The 13,576-nt window shown below is 73.8% G+C and carries 15 protein-coding genes; 12 read left to right on the top strand and 3 right to left on the bottom strand.

Annotation, left to right across the window (positions count from 1 at the left end):
• Nucleotides 1-4: 4 nt before the first annotated feature.
• Complete coding sequence (locus ACW0Q9_RS02665; RefSeq protein ID WP_456178243.1) at nucleotides 5-646, bottom strand: DUF4870 domain-containing protein; 642 nt, start codon at nucleotides 644-646, stop codon at nucleotides 5-7.
• A 231-nt stretch (nucleotides 647-877) separates the two neighbouring features.
• On the opposite strand from ACW0Q9_RS02665, the gene hrcA reads away from it, so the two are divergent.
• The 3 genes from hrcA (at nucleotide 878) to ACW0Q9_RS02650 (ending at nucleotide 3,853) form a co-directional block, all read left to right on the top strand.
• Nucleotides 878-1,900 carry a heat-inducible transcriptional repressor HrcA gene (gene hrcA / locus ACW0Q9_RS02660; protein WP_456178242.1) on the top strand — a complete coding sequence of 341 codons (1,023 nt, stop codon included), beginning with the start codon at nucleotides 878-880 and terminating at the stop codon, nucleotides 1,898-1,900.
• Nucleotides 1,901-1,974: 74 nt separating this feature from the next.
• Complete coding sequence (dnaJ, locus tag ACW0Q9_RS02655) at nucleotides 1,975-3,117, top strand: molecular chaperone DnaJ (RefSeq protein WP_456178286.1); 1,143 nt, start codon at nucleotides 1,975-1,977, stop codon at nucleotides 3,115-3,117.
• A 1-nt stretch (nucleotide 3,118) separates the two neighbouring features.
• Complete coding sequence (locus tag ACW0Q9_RS02650) at nucleotides 3,119-3,853, top strand: 16S rRNA (uracil(1498)-N(3))-methyltransferase (protein ID WP_456178241.1); 735 nt, start codon at nucleotides 3,119-3,121, stop codon at nucleotides 3,851-3,853.
• 47 nt (nucleotides 3,854-3,900) lie between these two features.
• Here the strand turns inward: ACW0Q9_RS02650 and ACW0Q9_RS02645 are convergent, their stop codons facing one another.
• Entirely contained in the window at nucleotides 3,901-4,662 is a 762-nt protein-coding gene (locus tag ACW0Q9_RS02645) for an SDR family NAD(P)-dependent oxidoreductase (RefSeq protein ID WP_456178240.1), read from the bottom strand.
• A gap of 47 nt (nucleotides 4,663-4,709) precedes the next feature.
• Between ACW0Q9_RS02645 and ACW0Q9_RS02640 the strand changes: the two genes are divergently transcribed.
• From ACW0Q9_RS02640 to ACW0Q9_RS02605, 8 genes are all read left to right on the top strand, one after another.
• Nucleotides 4,710-5,060 carry a histidine triad nucleotide-binding protein gene (locus tag ACW0Q9_RS02640; RefSeq protein WP_456178239.1) on the top strand — a complete coding sequence of 117 codons (351 nt, stop codon included), beginning with the start codon at nucleotides 4,710-4,712 and terminating at the stop codon, nucleotides 5,058-5,060.
• A 21-nt stretch (nucleotides 5,061-5,081) separates the two neighbouring features.
• The gene (locus tag ACW0Q9_RS02635; protein WP_456178238.1) at nucleotides 5,082-6,458 is read left to right on the top strand and encodes a serine hydrolase domain-containing protein; all 1,377 of its coding nucleotides are present in this window, start codon (nucleotides 5,082-5,084) and stop codon (nucleotides 6,456-6,458) included.
• 130 nt (nucleotides 6,459-6,588) lie between these two features.
• Nucleotides 6,589-7,644 (top strand): PhoH family protein, encoded by a 1,056-nt coding sequence (locus ACW0Q9_RS02630; protein WP_456178237.1) that lies wholly within the window; start codon nucleotides 6,589-6,591, stop codon nucleotides 7,642-7,644.
• Between the two features lie 18 nt (nucleotides 7,645-7,662).
• Nucleotides 7,663-8,136, top strand: a complete 474-nt coding sequence (ybeY, locus tag ACW0Q9_RS02625) for an rRNA maturation RNase YbeY (protein ID WP_148431472.1) — start codon at nucleotides 7,663-7,665, stop codon at nucleotides 8,134-8,136.
• Entirely contained in the window at nucleotides 8,112-9,521 is a 1,410-nt protein-coding gene (locus ACW0Q9_RS02620; RefSeq protein WP_456178285.1) for a hemolysin family protein, read from the top strand. The genes ybeY and ACW0Q9_RS02620 overlap by 25 nt, the downstream gene beginning before the upstream one ends.
• Nucleotides 9,514-9,900: a cytidine deaminase gene (locus ACW0Q9_RS02615; RefSeq protein ID WP_456178236.1), complete on the top strand. Its 387-nt coding sequence runs from the start codon at nucleotides 9,514-9,516 to the stop codon at nucleotides 9,898-9,900. The genes ACW0Q9_RS02620 and ACW0Q9_RS02615 overlap by 8 nt, the downstream gene beginning before the upstream one ends.
• The gene (gene era, locus ACW0Q9_RS02610; RefSeq protein ID WP_456178234.1) at nucleotides 9,897-10,793 is read left to right on the top strand and encodes a GTPase Era; all 897 of its coding nucleotides are present in this window, start codon (nucleotides 9,897-9,899) and stop codon (nucleotides 10,791-10,793) included. Before ACW0Q9_RS02615 ends, era begins: the two co-directional genes overlap by 4 nt.
• A 191-nt stretch (nucleotides 10,794-10,984) precedes the next feature.
• Nucleotides 10,985-12,124, top strand: coding sequence for an acyltransferase family protein (locus ACW0Q9_RS02605; protein WP_456178233.1), 1,140 nt, complete (start codon nucleotides 10,985-10,987; stop codon nucleotides 12,122-12,124).
• Between the two features lie 12 nt (nucleotides 12,125-12,136).
• Here the strand turns inward: ACW0Q9_RS02605 and ACW0Q9_RS02600 are convergent, their stop codons facing one another.
• Entirely contained in the window at nucleotides 12,137-12,916 is a 780-nt protein-coding gene (locus ACW0Q9_RS02600; RefSeq protein ID WP_456178232.1) for a DUF4097 family beta strand repeat-containing protein, read from the bottom strand.
• Nucleotides 12,917-13,018: 102 nt separating this feature from the next.
• On the opposite strand from ACW0Q9_RS02600, the gene recO reads away from it, so the two are divergent.
• On the top strand, nucleotides 13,019-13,576 hold a 558-nt coding region (gene recO, locus ACW0Q9_RS02595), incomplete at its 3' end, for a DNA repair protein RecO (RefSeq protein ID WP_456178231.1).

Raw genomic sequence — 13,576 nt, 5'->3', positions numbered from 1 at the left:
CGGGTCACTTGATCAGGCTGGCCGACATCGGGTAGCGGTAGAGCTGCCCCTCGTTGGCCTTCACCCCGGCCAGGACGCCGAAGATGATGCCGACGAGCATCGCGCCGAGAGCGACCACGAAGCCGATCAGGATGCAGACGAGGATCCAGCCGACCAGCGCGATGATCGACCAGATGAGCTGGAAGTTCAGCGCGGCGACCGCGTGCGCGCGGACGGTCGGCGACTGGTTGCCGCGGGCGAGCAGGGCGATCAGCGGGGCCACCCAGCCCAGCACGCCGCCGCCGACGAACATCCCGGCGGCCCCGCCGAAGTGCGCGACCAGGGCCCAGGTCTTGTCGTCGTTGTTGGCGTAGCCGGCGGGCGGCCCGTAGGCGCCGCCACCCGGGTAGCCGGCGCCCGAGGGGGCGTAGCCGCCCGGCGGGGGGTAGCCGCCCGGGGGTGGGTAACCGCCCGACGGCGGCTGGCCGCCGGGAGGCGGCGGATAGCCACCGGGCGGGGGATAGCCGCCCGGCGCCGGTGCCCCGGACAGTGGTGCGGTGGGGGGCTCGTCGGCCGGCGACGAACCGTACGGTGCCGACGGCGGGGTCGGCTCCGGCGACGGGGCGCCGGAGTCCCCCGCTCCGGGAGGGCGAGGAGGTTCAGTCATGGACGTCACGGTAGGTCCCGGGGACAAGGGCGCACCAGAGCGAGATCGCCCGGGATGTCCGGCTGTTCGGCCCTGGTGGGTCGGATGTGCGGCGGGCCGCACCGGAGGTGCGTCGCTGATCATCGCGTCGGCGGGCCCGCCGACGTAGACTGGCACTCGCTACAGTCGAGTGCCAGATGCCCGGCCGACGCCGCGCGCCGGGTGCGACGAAGTGCGTCAGGAGGTGGGGAGATGGGTCTCGACGACCGCAAGCTCGCCGTGCTGCGCGCGATCGTCGAGGACTACGTCGCCACGCAGGAGCCGGTCGGCAGCAAGGCCCTGGTCGAGCGCCACCAGTTGGGCGTCTCCCCGGCGACCGTCCGCAACGACATGGCGGTGCTGGAGGAGGAGGGCTACATCCGGCAGCCGCACACCAGCGCCGGCCGGGTGCCCACCGACCGCGGCTACCGGCTCTTCGTCGACCGGCTCTCCCGGGTCAAGCCGCTCAGCCCGGCCGAGCGCCGGGCCATCGAGCGCTTCCTGGTCGGCGCGGTCGACCTCGACGACGTGGTGCACCGCACCGTCCGGCTGCTGGCCCAGCTCACCCGGCAGGTCGCCGTGGTGCAGTATCCCAGCCTGGCCCGCTCCAAGGTGCGCCACCTGGAGCTGGTGCCGATCTCCACCACCCGGCTGATGGTCGTCATGATCGCCGACACCGGGCGGGTCGAGCAGCGGCTGGTCGAGCTGCCGGGCCCGGTCCCCGCCGACGACGTGACCGACCTGCGCCGGCTGGTCAACGAGAAGCTGGTCGGCAGCCGGCTGTCCGACACCCCGCCGCTCGTGCAGGCCCTGGTCGACGAGTCCACGCCGCAGCTGCGCCCGGCCATGGCCACGCTCTCCAGCGTGCTGCTGGAGACGCTTGTCGAGCGGCACGAGGAGCGCATCGCGCTGGCCGGCACGGCCAACCTCACCCGCGGCGGCCTGCTCGACTTCCAGGGCTCGCTGCGCCCGATCCTCGAGGCGCTCGAGGAGGAGGTCGTGCTGCTCAAGCTGATCGGGGAGGCCGAGCCGAGCACCACCCGCGTGCTCATCGGCGACGAGAACGAGATCGACAACCTGCGCGCCGCCTCGGTGGTCAGCACCGGGTACGGCCCGGGCAGCACCATCGTGGGTGGTCTCGGCGTGCTCGGCCCGACCCGGATGGACTACCCCGGCACCATCGCCACGGTGAGGGCCGTGGCACGCTACGTGGGCGAACTGCTGGCCCAGAACTGACCAGTCAGGGCCGACGGCCGGCTCCGGCCGACGACCGGCGCAACGCGAGACGAAACATGAGGACACCGAACGCAGTGGCCAGGGACTACTACGGCATTCTCGGCGTGAGCCGGGACGCCTCCGACGACGAGATCAAGCGCGCCTACCGCAAGCTGGCGCGGCAGTTCCACCCGGACGTGAATCCGGACCCGGAGGCACAGGAGAAGTTCAAGGACATCAACGCCGCGTACGAGGTCCTCTCGGACGATCGGAAACGGCAGATCGTCGACCTGGGTGGCGACCCGCTCGCCCCGGGCGGCGGGGGCGCGGGCCCGGGTGGTCCGGGCGGCACCGGCCCGTTCGTCGGGTTCCAGGACATCATGGACGCGTTCTTCGGCGGCGCCGCGGGCGGCAGCCGGGGCCCGCGGCCGCGTACCCGGCCGGGTGCCGACGCGATCCTGCGGCTGGAGCTCGACCTGAACGAGACGGCGTTCGGCGTCGAGGCGCCGATCACCGTCGACACCGCGGTGCTCTGCACCACCTGCTCCGGCGCCGGCACCGCGGCCGGCACCCACCTGGCCACCTGCGAGGCGTGCGGCGGCCGGGGCGAGGTGCAGTCGGTGCAGCGGACCTTCCTCGGCCAGGTGGTCTCCGCCCGCCCGTGCACGGTCTGCCAGGGCTACGGCACGACCATCCCGCACCCCTGCCCGACCTGCGCCGGCGACGGCCGGGTGCGCACCCGGCGCTCGCTCACCGTCAAGATCCCGGCGGGTGTCGAGGACGGCATGCGGATCCGGCTGGCCCAGCAGGGCGAGGTGGGTCCGGGCGGTGGCACCGCCGGCGACCTCTACGTGGAGATCCACGAGCGGCCGCACGACGTCTACTCGCGCAAGGGCGACGACCTGCACTGCCGGGTCACCGTGCCGATGACGGCCGCCGCCCTCGGCACCCGGCTGACCATCAAGACCCTCGACAGCGAGGAGACCGTGGACGTCAAGCCGGGCACCCAGCCGGGCAGCACGCTGCGGCTGCGCGCCCGGGGCGTACCGCACCTGCGCGGCACCGGCCGGGGCGACCTCTACGTCCACCTCGACGTGCGGACCCCGACCAAGCTCGACGCCGACCAGGAGCGGATGCTCCGCGACTTCGCCAAGACCCGCGGCGAGGAGGTCGCCGAGCTGACCAAGCAGGGCGGCTTCTTCTCCCGGATGCGCGACGCCTTCAACGGGCACGCCTGAGGTGTCGGCGCCGCTGTTCCTGGTCGAGGCGCTGCCCGCCGGTGACACGCTGACGCTGGACGGCCCCGAGGGGCACCACGCGGCCACCGTGCAGCGGCTGCGCGCCGGCGAGGAACTGCTGCTCGCCGACGGGCGGGGCGGCACGGCGGCCGCGCTGGTCACCGCCGTCGGCAAGGGCACCCTCGACCTCCGGGTCACCTCCCGGGGGTACGTCGACGCGTCCGTGCCCCGGCTGGTCGTGGTGCAGGGCATCGCCAAGGGCGACCGGGGCGAGCTGGCCGTGCAGGCGATGACCGAGGTGGGGGTCGACGAGATCGTCCCCTGGGCGGCGTCCCGCTCGGTGTCCCAGTGGCGCGGTGACCGGGGCGTACGGGCCCGGGACAAGTGGGCGGCCACCGCCCGGGAGGCCGCCAAGCAGGCCCGCCGCCCGTGGCTGCCGGTGGTGGCCGGCTCGCCCGACGAGTCCACCACCACGGTGGCCCGGCGGATCGCCGGCGCGGCCGCCGCGTTCGTCCTGCACGAGGAGGCCGAGGAGCGGCTGGCCACCGCCGAGCTGCCCGACGCCGGCGAGATCGTCCTGGTGGTCGGCCCGGAGGGTGGCATCGCCCCCACCGAACTGACCGCCTTCCAGGAGGCCGGCGCCCACCCGGTCCGGCTGGGTTCGTCGGTCCTCCGCACGTCCACGGCCGGCGTGGCCGCCCTCAGCGTCCTGTCCGCCCGCCTGTCCCGCTGGTAACCGGGCGGGCCGCCCACCCTTGATCAACTCTTGGTGGGTGGGTGGGGTCAGGTGCGGAGGTAGGAGGCGCCGTTGAGGTCGATGATGGTGCCGGAGGCCCACTCGGCCTCGGGGCTCGCCAGCCAGTGCACGGCGGCGGCGATCTCCTCGGGGCGGGCCACCCGGTGGAACGGGGACTGGGCGCGGACGGCGTCCCCCCGGGGGCTCTTCAGGTGCTCGTTGGTCATGTCGGTCTCGACGAACCCGGGGGCCACGCTCGCCACCGCGATGCCGTAGGGGGCCAGGGCCACCGCCAGGGACTGGGCCATCGCGTTCATCCCCGCCTTGCTGGCCCCGTACGCCGGGTTCGCCGGCTCGCCCCGGAACGCGCCCCGGGAGGAGACGTTGATGATCCGGCCACCCCGCTCGCGCATGTGCTGGGCGGCGCACCAGGCGGCGTTCGCCGCGCCGAACAGGTTGGTGTCCAGCACCTCGCGCCAGCGCTGCCGCCACTGCTCGTAGCTGCTCTCGAAGACCGGGTGCGGCGGGTCGGCCGGGCCGAACACCCCGGCGTTGTTGACCAGGACGTCGAGACCGCCCAGGCGCTGCGCCGCCTCGTCCACCACGGCCCGGACCGCGTCCGGGTCGGCCAGGTCGGCGCGGACCACCACATGCCCGTCGCCGGGCAGCTCCGCCCGCAGCGCCTCGGCCAGCTCCGCGGAGTCCCGGTGGTGGATCGCCACCCGGTCCCCGCCCGCCGCGAACGCCTGCGCCACCGCGCGGCCGATGCCGCGCGAGGCCCCCGTCACCAGTACCGCCCGAGAAGTCACGCGGCACATCATGCCTGAGCCGGTACGGGACGACTTACCATGCCCCGATGGGAACCGACTGCCTGTTCTGCCGGATCGTCGCCGGGGAGATCCCGGCCACCATCGTCCGCGAGACCGCCACCACCCTGGCCTTCCGGGACATCGACCCGAAGGCGCCGACCCACGTGCTGGTGATCCCGAAGGAGCACTACGCGGACGTGGCCACCCTGGCCCAGGGCGACCCGGGGCTGGCCGCCGAGGTGCTGGGCACCGCCGCCGTGGTGGCCGAGGAGGAGGGGCTGACGGTGGACGGCTTCCGGCTGATGTTCAACACCGGCCCGTACGGCGGCCAGGAGGTCTTCCACGTGCACGCGCACCTGCTCGGCGGCGCGCCGCTCGGCCCGATGCTCTGCCGCTGAGGCGCTGCCTAGACTGCCCTCATGATCACGGTGCATGACCGGCTCGGCCGGATGGTGCGGCAGGCGCAGGTCGACGGGCGGATCCCGGCGGTCTCGGCGGCCCTCCACCGGGCCGACCGGCCGCTCTGGACCTGCACGGTCGGCGGGACCGGCAACGACACCCCGCTCGGGCCGGAGACGGTCTTCCGGATCGGCTCGGTCACCAAGACCTTCACCGCCGTGCTGGTCATGCAGTGCCGGGACGAGGGGCTGCTCGACCTGGACGACCCGATCGGGCGGCACCTCGACCTGCCGGCGCACGGCGAACTGACCGTACGCCGGCTGCTGTCGCACACCGCGGGCCTGCAGCGCGAGCCGCACGGTGACGTCTGGGACAGCCTGCGCGCGCCCGACGTCACCGAGCTGCTCGCCGACCTGGCCCGGGTGGAGCGGGTGCTGCCCACCGGGAGGCGTTTCCACTACTCCAACCTCGGTATGGCGCTGCTCGGCGAGCTGGTCGCCCAGCTGCGTGGCGGCACCTGGGCCGAGGTGCTGGCCGAGCGGGTGCTCGCCCCGCTCGGGCTGACCGCCACCGGCCCGACCCCGGGCGACCGGGCGGCCACCGGGTACCTGGTCGACGCGTACTCCGACGAGGCCCGGCCGGAGCCGGACACGGACTTCGGCGCGGTGGCCCCGGCGGCGCAGCTCTGGAGCACGGCGCCGGACATGGCGCGCTGGGCGGCCTTCCTGGCCGACCCGGCCGCGCTGGACCCGGCGGGCGCGGTGCTCGCGCCGGCCACCCTCGACGAGATGCGCTGGCCGCTGACCACCACCGACGAGACGCTCTGGGCCGGTGGCTTCGGTCTCGGGCTGATCCTGGTGCCGCAGCCGGGGCGGGTGATGCACGTGGGGCACGACGGGGCCATGCCCGGTTTCCTGGCCGCGGTCTACGGCCGGCGTGGCGGGGACGGCACCGCCGGCGCGATGGGCTGCGCGGTCCTCGGCTCCTCCGGCACCGGCGTGCCGGTCTTCGAGCTGCCGCACCGCCTGCTGGCCGCGGCCGCCGAGCACGACCCGGCCGACATCGAGCCGTGGCGGCCCGGCGCGCCCGCCCCGGAGCACCTGCGCGGCCTGCTGGGCCGCTGGTGGGGCGAGGGTTTCGAGTACGTCTTCTCCTGGCACGACGGGACGCTGCGGGCCCGGGGCGCGGACGATCCGGCCGGCAAGCCGCCCGCGGTGTTCGCGCCGCTGCCGGACCGTCCGGACGTGTTCCGCACGGTCTCCGGCCGGGAGGTGGGCGAGCTGCTCCGGCTTACCCGGGACGAGCGCGGGGCGGTGGTCCGGATGCACTGGGCCACCTACCGCTTCTCCCGGCACCAGGAGACCTTCGAGAGGTACGACTTCCGCGCCGGCAGTTGATCTCCTACCGCCGGAAATGGGCGAGGTGCGGGCGGTGTTGACCCGATACGATGGGAGTCACGACCGCCGCGCCAGCAGGGCCCGGCGCCGAGTTCGAGAGCAGGTGGCGTAGGGCCCGACGGCCCGACCTATGACCGGCACCCCACCTCCCGACCCGCCCCGGGTGCAGACCAGGATCACGGTCCCCGACCAGAAGATCATGGTGAATCTGCTCGGCGCGGGCGACGAGATCCTGCGACTCGTCGAACGCTCGGTCAACAGTGACGTCCACGTGCGGGGCAACGAGATCACCATCACCGGCGCGCCCGCCGACAACGCCCTCGCCGAGCGTCTCTTCAGCGAGCTGCTCGAACTGATCGAGAAAGGCGAGACCCTGACCACTGACGCCGTCCGGCGTACCGTCGGCATGCTCGAGCAGGGCAGCGCCGAGCGGCCCGCCGAGGTCCTGACGCTCAACATCCTCTCCCGGCGCGGTCGCACCATCCGTCCCAAGACCCTGGGGCAGAAGCGCTACGTCGACGCCATCGACGCGCACACCATCGTCTTCGGCATCGGCCCGGCGGGCACGGGCAAGACCTACCTGGCCATGGCGAAGGCCGTCCAGGCGCTCCAGGCCAAGCAGGTCAACCGGATCATCCTGACCCGGCCGGCGGTCGAGGCGGGGGAGCGGCTGGGCTTCCTGCCCGGCACCCTGAACGAGAAGATCGACCCCTACCTGCGCCCGCTCTACGACGCGCTGCACGACATGCTCGACCCGGAGTCGATCCCGAAGCTGATGGCCGCCGGCACGATCGAGGTGGCGCCGCTGGCGTACATGCGGGGCCGGACCCTCAACGACGCGTTCATCATCCTCGACGAGGCGCAGAACACCACGCCCGAGCAGATGAAGATGTTCCTCACCCGGCTCGGTTTCGGTTCCAAGATCGTGGTGACCGGTGACGTCACGCAGGTCGACCTGCCCGGCGGGACGACCAGCGGCCTGCGGGTGGTGCGGGAGATCCTGAGCAACGTCGAGGACGTGCACTTCGCCCAGCTCTCCAGCTCCGACGTGGTCCGCCACAAGCTGGTCGGCGAGATCGTCGACGCGTACGCCCGCTGGGACGAGCGGGAGAACCAGCAGGCGCAGAGCGTGCACGCCGTACCCGGGCGGACCGCCCAGGGCGGCCGGGCCGGCCGGCGCCGCTAATCCACCAGAGGAAGACAGTTGTCCATCGAGATCGCCAACGAGTCCGGTGTCGACGTCGACACCGACGCCGTGCTCGCCGTCGCCCGGCACGCCCTCGACGAGATGGGGGTCAACCCCCTCGCCGAGCTCTCCGTGCTGCTGGTCGACATCGAATACATGTCGGAGCTGAACCACCGCTGGATGGGTGGCGACGGCCCGACCGACGTGCTCGCCTTCCCCATGGACGAGGGCAGCGTCGACCACGGCCCGGGGGAGAGCGCCCCGGCCGGCGGTGAGCCCGCCCTGCTCGGCGACATCGTGCTCTGCCCGGAGGTGGCGGCCAAGCAGGCGGCCACCGCCGGGCACTCCACCGCCGACGAGCTGCACCTGCTCACCGTGCACGGCGTGCTGCACCTGCTCGGCTACGACCACGCCGAGCCGGAGGAGGAGCGGGAGATGTTCGGTCTCCAGGCCCGACTGCTGGCCAGCTGGCGGTCGACCCGATCCCAGTGACAGCCACCCTGGCGGCCGGCGGCGCGCCCGCCGGCCTGCCCGATCTCCCGCTCCTCGCCGTCGCGGCGGGGCTGGTGGTCCTCGCCGGCCTGATCGCGATGACCGAGGCCGCGCTGGCCGCCGTCTCCCCGGCCCGGGCCGCCGAGCTGGCCCGGGACGGCGCGCGCGGCGCGCGTACCCTCCAGGCGGTCGCCGGCGACGTGGTCCGCCACCTCAACCTGCTGCTCCTGCTCCGGCTGCTGGCCGAGCTGACCGCCACCACGCTTGTCGCGCTGGTGGCGGTGGACACCTTCGGTGCCGGCTGGCGGGCCGCCCTGGTCACCGCCGGGGCGATGACCGTGGTCAGCTTCGTGGTCGTCGGCGTCGCGCCGCGCACCCTGGGCCGGCAGCACGCCTACGCGGTCGGCCGCGCCGTCGCGCCGCTGGTGCGCTGGCTGGGCCGGGCGCTCAACCCGCTCGCGTCGCTGCTGATCCTGATCGGCAACGCGGTCACCCCGGGGCGCGGCTTCCGGGAGGGGCCGTTCGCCACCCAGGTCGAGCTGCGCGAGCTGGTCGACCTGGCCGAGCAGCGCGGCGTGGTCGAGCACGGCGAGCGGCAGATGATCCACTCGGTGTTCGCGCTCGGCGACACCATCGCCCGCGAGGTGATGGTGCCCCGGACCGAGATGGTGTGGATAGAGGATTCCAAGACGCTCGCGCAGGCGCTGGCGCTCTTCCTGCGCTCCGGCTTCTCCCGCATCCCGGTGATCGGCGAGAACGTCGACGACGTGCTCGGCGTGCTCTACCTCAAGGACCTGATCCGGCGGATCCAGGGCGCCCCGGAGGCCCGGCAGATGCCGGTGGCCGAGCTGATGCGCCCGGCGACCTTCGTGCCCGAGTCGAAGCCGGTCGACGACCTGCTCTCGGAGATGCAGGCGGCCCGCAACCACCTGGTCATCGTCGTCGACGAGTACGGCGGCACCGGCGGCCTGGTCACCATCGAGGACATCCTGGAGGAGATCGTCGGCGAGATCACCGACGAGTACGATGTCGAGCGCCCGCCGGTCGAGCGCCTGGCGGACGGGGCCGTGCGGGTGACCGCCCGGCTGCCGGTGGAGAATCTGGGCGAGCTGTTCGACACCGAGCTGCCCACCGACGAGGTGGAGACGGTCGGTGGCCTGCTCGCCCAGGCGCTCGGCCGGGTGCCGATCCCGGGCGCCGAGGCCGAGGTGGCCGGGCTCCGGCTGATCGCCGAGGGCACCACGGGGCGGCGCAACCGGATCGACTCCGTGCTGGTCAGCCGGGTCGAGCCGGGCGACGCGCCGGACAGCATGGGGCGCGGCGAGCAGGCCGACACCCGTGGCAACAACAACCGTTCCGAGGAGAGGCAACCCGCCGATGCCTGAGTCACCCGCCGTGCCGGCCGCCCGGCCCACCCCGTCCGACCCGGCCGAGCTGAGCGCCGAGGACGGCAAGCTGGTCGTCCTGGCCCGGGGGGCGCGCGGCCGGGTCGGCGCCGTGGAGGGCGCGGCGGTCCGCGACCAGGACGGCCGGACGTACGCGGCGGCCAGCGTGGCGCTGCCGTCGCTGACCCTGACCGCGCTCCAGCTCGCGGTCGCCTCGGCGGCGGCCGCCGGCGCGATGCGGCTGGAGGCGGCCGTGGTGGTTACCGAGGCCTCAACGCTGGACGGCGCGGGGCACGCCGCGGTCCGCGACCTCTCCGCCGACGCGCCGATCCACGTGGCCGCGCCGGACGGCACCGTCCTCGGCACGGTGGTCGAGTGAGCGACATCGCGGAGCGTCCCTACCGGGCCGGTTTCGCCTGCTTCGTCGGGCGGCCGAACGCCGGCAAGTCGACGCTGACCAACGCGATCGTCGGCACCAAGATCGCAATCACCTCGAACAAGCCGCAGACCACCCGGCACGTCATCCGGGCCGTGCTGCACCGGCCGGAGTCGCAGCTCGTGCTGGTCGACACCCCGGGCCTGCACCGCCCCCGCACGCTGCTCGGCGAGCGGTTGAACGACCTGGTCCGGGAGACCTGGAGCGAGGTCGACGTGATCGGCCTCTGCATCCCCGCGAACGAGCCGATCGGCCGGGGCGACCGGTTCATCACCGGCGAGCTGGCCAGCCTGCGGGCCACCGTGCTGGCCGTGGTCACCAAGACCGACCTGGTGGACAAGAAGCGGCTGGCCGAGCAGCTGCTGGCGGTGAGCGAGCTGGGCGAGTTCGCCGACGTGGTGCCGGTGAGCGCGGTCTCCGGGCACCAGGTGGACACCCTGGTCGACGTGATGACCGGCTACCTGCCGGAGTCGCCGCAGCTCTACCCGGACGACATGCTCACCGACGACCCCGAGCAGGTGCTCGTCGCCGAGCTGGTCCGCGAGGCCGCCCTGGAGGGGGTCCGCGACGAGCTGCCGCACTCGATCGCCGTGGTGGTCGAGGAGATGATCCCCGAGGGCAACGTCACCAAGATCTACGCGGACGTGTACGTGGAGCGACCGAGCCAGAAGGCGATCGTGATCGGTCACCGGGGCAGCCGGCTCAAGCACGTCGGCACCACCGCCCGCCGGCAGATCGAGGAGCTGCTCGGCACCCGCGTCTACCTGGACCTGCACGTCCGGGTCGCCAAGGACTGGCAGCGCGACCCGAAGCAGCTGCGCAAGCTCGGCTTCTGACCCCGTACGCCCGACCGCCGGTCCCGGATTCCCGGGGCCGGCGGTTCGCGTTCCGACACATGCCGGGCTGGTCCGGATCGGTCGGCTTTATGGGATGTTTCACTTTTGACCCGGGCCAGCGCACCGTTTCGTAGGGCCGGGTCGGAGGGTAGGGAGGCGTTGCTCCCTGCCCCCGACGCCCCCGCGAGCTGATGCGAAACCGCTATCTCGACCTGCTCCGCTTCCTGGCCATCGTGCGCGTCGTCGTCTATCACGTCACCGGATGGGCGACGCTGACCCTGATCTTCCCGGCGATGTCGGTGATGTTCGCCCTCGCGGGCTCGCTGATGGCCGCGTCGCTGGACCGCGGCGGCGTGCCCGCCGTGGCGCGCCGGCTGCGCCGGTTGCTGCCGTCGCTCTGGGTGCTCGCCGCGGTCTTCGTGCCGGCCATGCTGCTCACCGGGCTGCCGCTCACGCCGAAGGTGCTGGTGTGGCTCTTCCCGGTCAGCGACCCGCCGGCCAACCACTGGGGTGCCCTCGCGCTGAGCCCCATCTGGTACCTGCGGGACTACCTCTGGTTCGTGCTCGCCTCGCCGGTGGCCCTCTGGCTCTTCCGCCGGGCGCCGCTGCCCACCCTGCTGGCCCCGTACGCGCTGCTCGCGGCGATCGAGTTCGGCGTGCTGGCGAACCCGCCGGCCGTGCTGCGCGAGTTCGGCCTGTACTTCGGCGCCTGGCTGCTCGGCTTCGCCCACCACGACGGCCTGCTGCGGCGCACGGCCAACCGGGTGCTCGTCCCGCTCGCGGTCGCACTCGGCGCGGCCGGGCTGGGCTGGATCCTCACCCATCCCGGCCCGCGCGGTCACGACCTGAACGACATCCACCTGGGCAACGCGCTCTGGTCGGCGGCGTTCATCCTGGTGGCGATCGGCCGGGCGCCGGCCGCCGCGCCCTGGGTCGACCGCTACCCGGCGCTGGGCCGGGTCGTCACCGTGCTGAACCGGCGGGCGCTGACCGTCTACCTCTGGCACATGCCGTTCGTGGTGGCGCTCACCCCGCTGGTGGACGTGGTCGGCTGGTCGCACCAGGACCCGCTCGGGCTGGCGATCCGGGTGGCGCTGGTGTTCGCGCTGGTCGGCGTGGTCACCCTGCTGGTCGGCTGGGTCGAGGACCTGGCCGCCCGGCGTACCCCGGAACTGGTGCCCGGCCGAACCCGGCGGACCCCGGCCGAGCGGGCGGCGGCCGCACCGGCCAGCCCGGCGCCCGCGGGTGCGGGGACCGAACTGGCGGCCGTCGGCGCCCGCGTGCCGGCCCCGCGCCGGGCGCCCGAGCGGTCCGACCTCGCCCCGGGCTGACCGGCGGACGTCTCAGCGGACGTTGAGCGTCACGTTGCCGCTGTTGGCCGAGACGTCGAGCAGCAGTGACGCGCCCGGGTCGTTCGGGACGGCCAGGTTGGTGTCGCCGGACTTGGCGTCCGCCCGCACCCGGTACCGGCCCTCGGGCACGGTCAGGTCGACGTCGCCGCTGCTGGCGTGCAACCGGGCCGCGGCGGGCTGGTCGAGCTCGACTCGGACGTTGCCCGAGGTGGCCTCCGCGTCCACCCCGGCGGCGAGCCGGCGCGCGCTGATGTCGCCGGAGGAGGCGCGCAGCCGGACCGGGCCGGTCGCGTCGACCACCTCGATGTTTCCCGAGGTGGTGGTGGCGCGGACCTCGCCGCGGGCCTCGGTCACGTTGATGTCGCCGGAGCGGAGGGTGAAGTCCACCGGGCCGACCCGGTGCAGCATCACGTTCCCGGAGCTGGCCTCCCCGCGCACCGTCACCCCCTCCGGTGCGGTCACCTCCCAGGAGACCGTGCACCGGGAGCCGCAGTCGCTGGGCAGCACCAGCTCGTCGCCCTTGATCTCGTACCGGCTGTCCGGCTCGCCGCCCTGGTAGCGGACGATCCGCTTGATCCGCACCTGGTCGGCCGCACCGGTGGCCCGGATCGTCACGTCGCCCGCGCCGCCGGCCGGGACGGTGATCCGGGTGATCTTCACGCTCTCGGTCTGGTCGTAGTCGAGGCGGCGGAACGACAGGGTGTCGCACCCGGCGAGGACGATCAGGGTGGCGGCCGCGGCGGCGGCGACGGCGGTCCGGTGCAGAGCCATGGCCAGGACGCTACGGCCGACCGGGCGGGCGGCGCATCGGGGTTCGGCCGCCGATCCACCCCGAGGAGACCCTGAGATCGCACCCCGAGGGAGAATGGCCCGATGGCCGGATACCGCCGACAGCTCTACCGCGACGACGCGGTGGTGCTGCGCGTGCAGAAGCTGGGGGAGTCCGACCGGATCATCACCCTGCTCACCCGCCGGCACGGCCGGCTGCGCGCGGTGGCCCGGGGCGTCCGGCGGACCACCAGCAAGTTCGGCGCCCGGCTGGAGCCGTTCGGGCACGTCGACCTCCAGCTGGCCGGTGACCCCAAGGGCAACCACGGCAGCTCGCTGCACACCATCAGCCAGGCCGAGGGGATCGACCTCTACGGCAAGCGGTTCCTCGGCGACTACCCCCGCTACACGGCGGCCAGCGCGATCGCCGAGACCGCCGAGCGGCTCACCCCGATCGAGCGGGAGCCGTCGCTGCGGCTGTTCCAGCTCACCCTCGGCGCGCTGCGCTCGCTGGCCACCGGCGACCACGCCACCACCCTGGTGCTCGACGCCTACCTGCTGCGCGGCATGGCCTTCGCCGGCTGGGCGCCGGCGTTGACCGCCTGCGCGGTCTGCGGCACCCCGGGGCGGCACCGGGCGTTCTCCGTGCCGGCCGGCGGCGCG

Source organism: Micromonospora sp. I033 (assembly GCF_053890995.1).
This window is presented reverse-complemented; position numbering and strand designations above follow the sequence as displayed.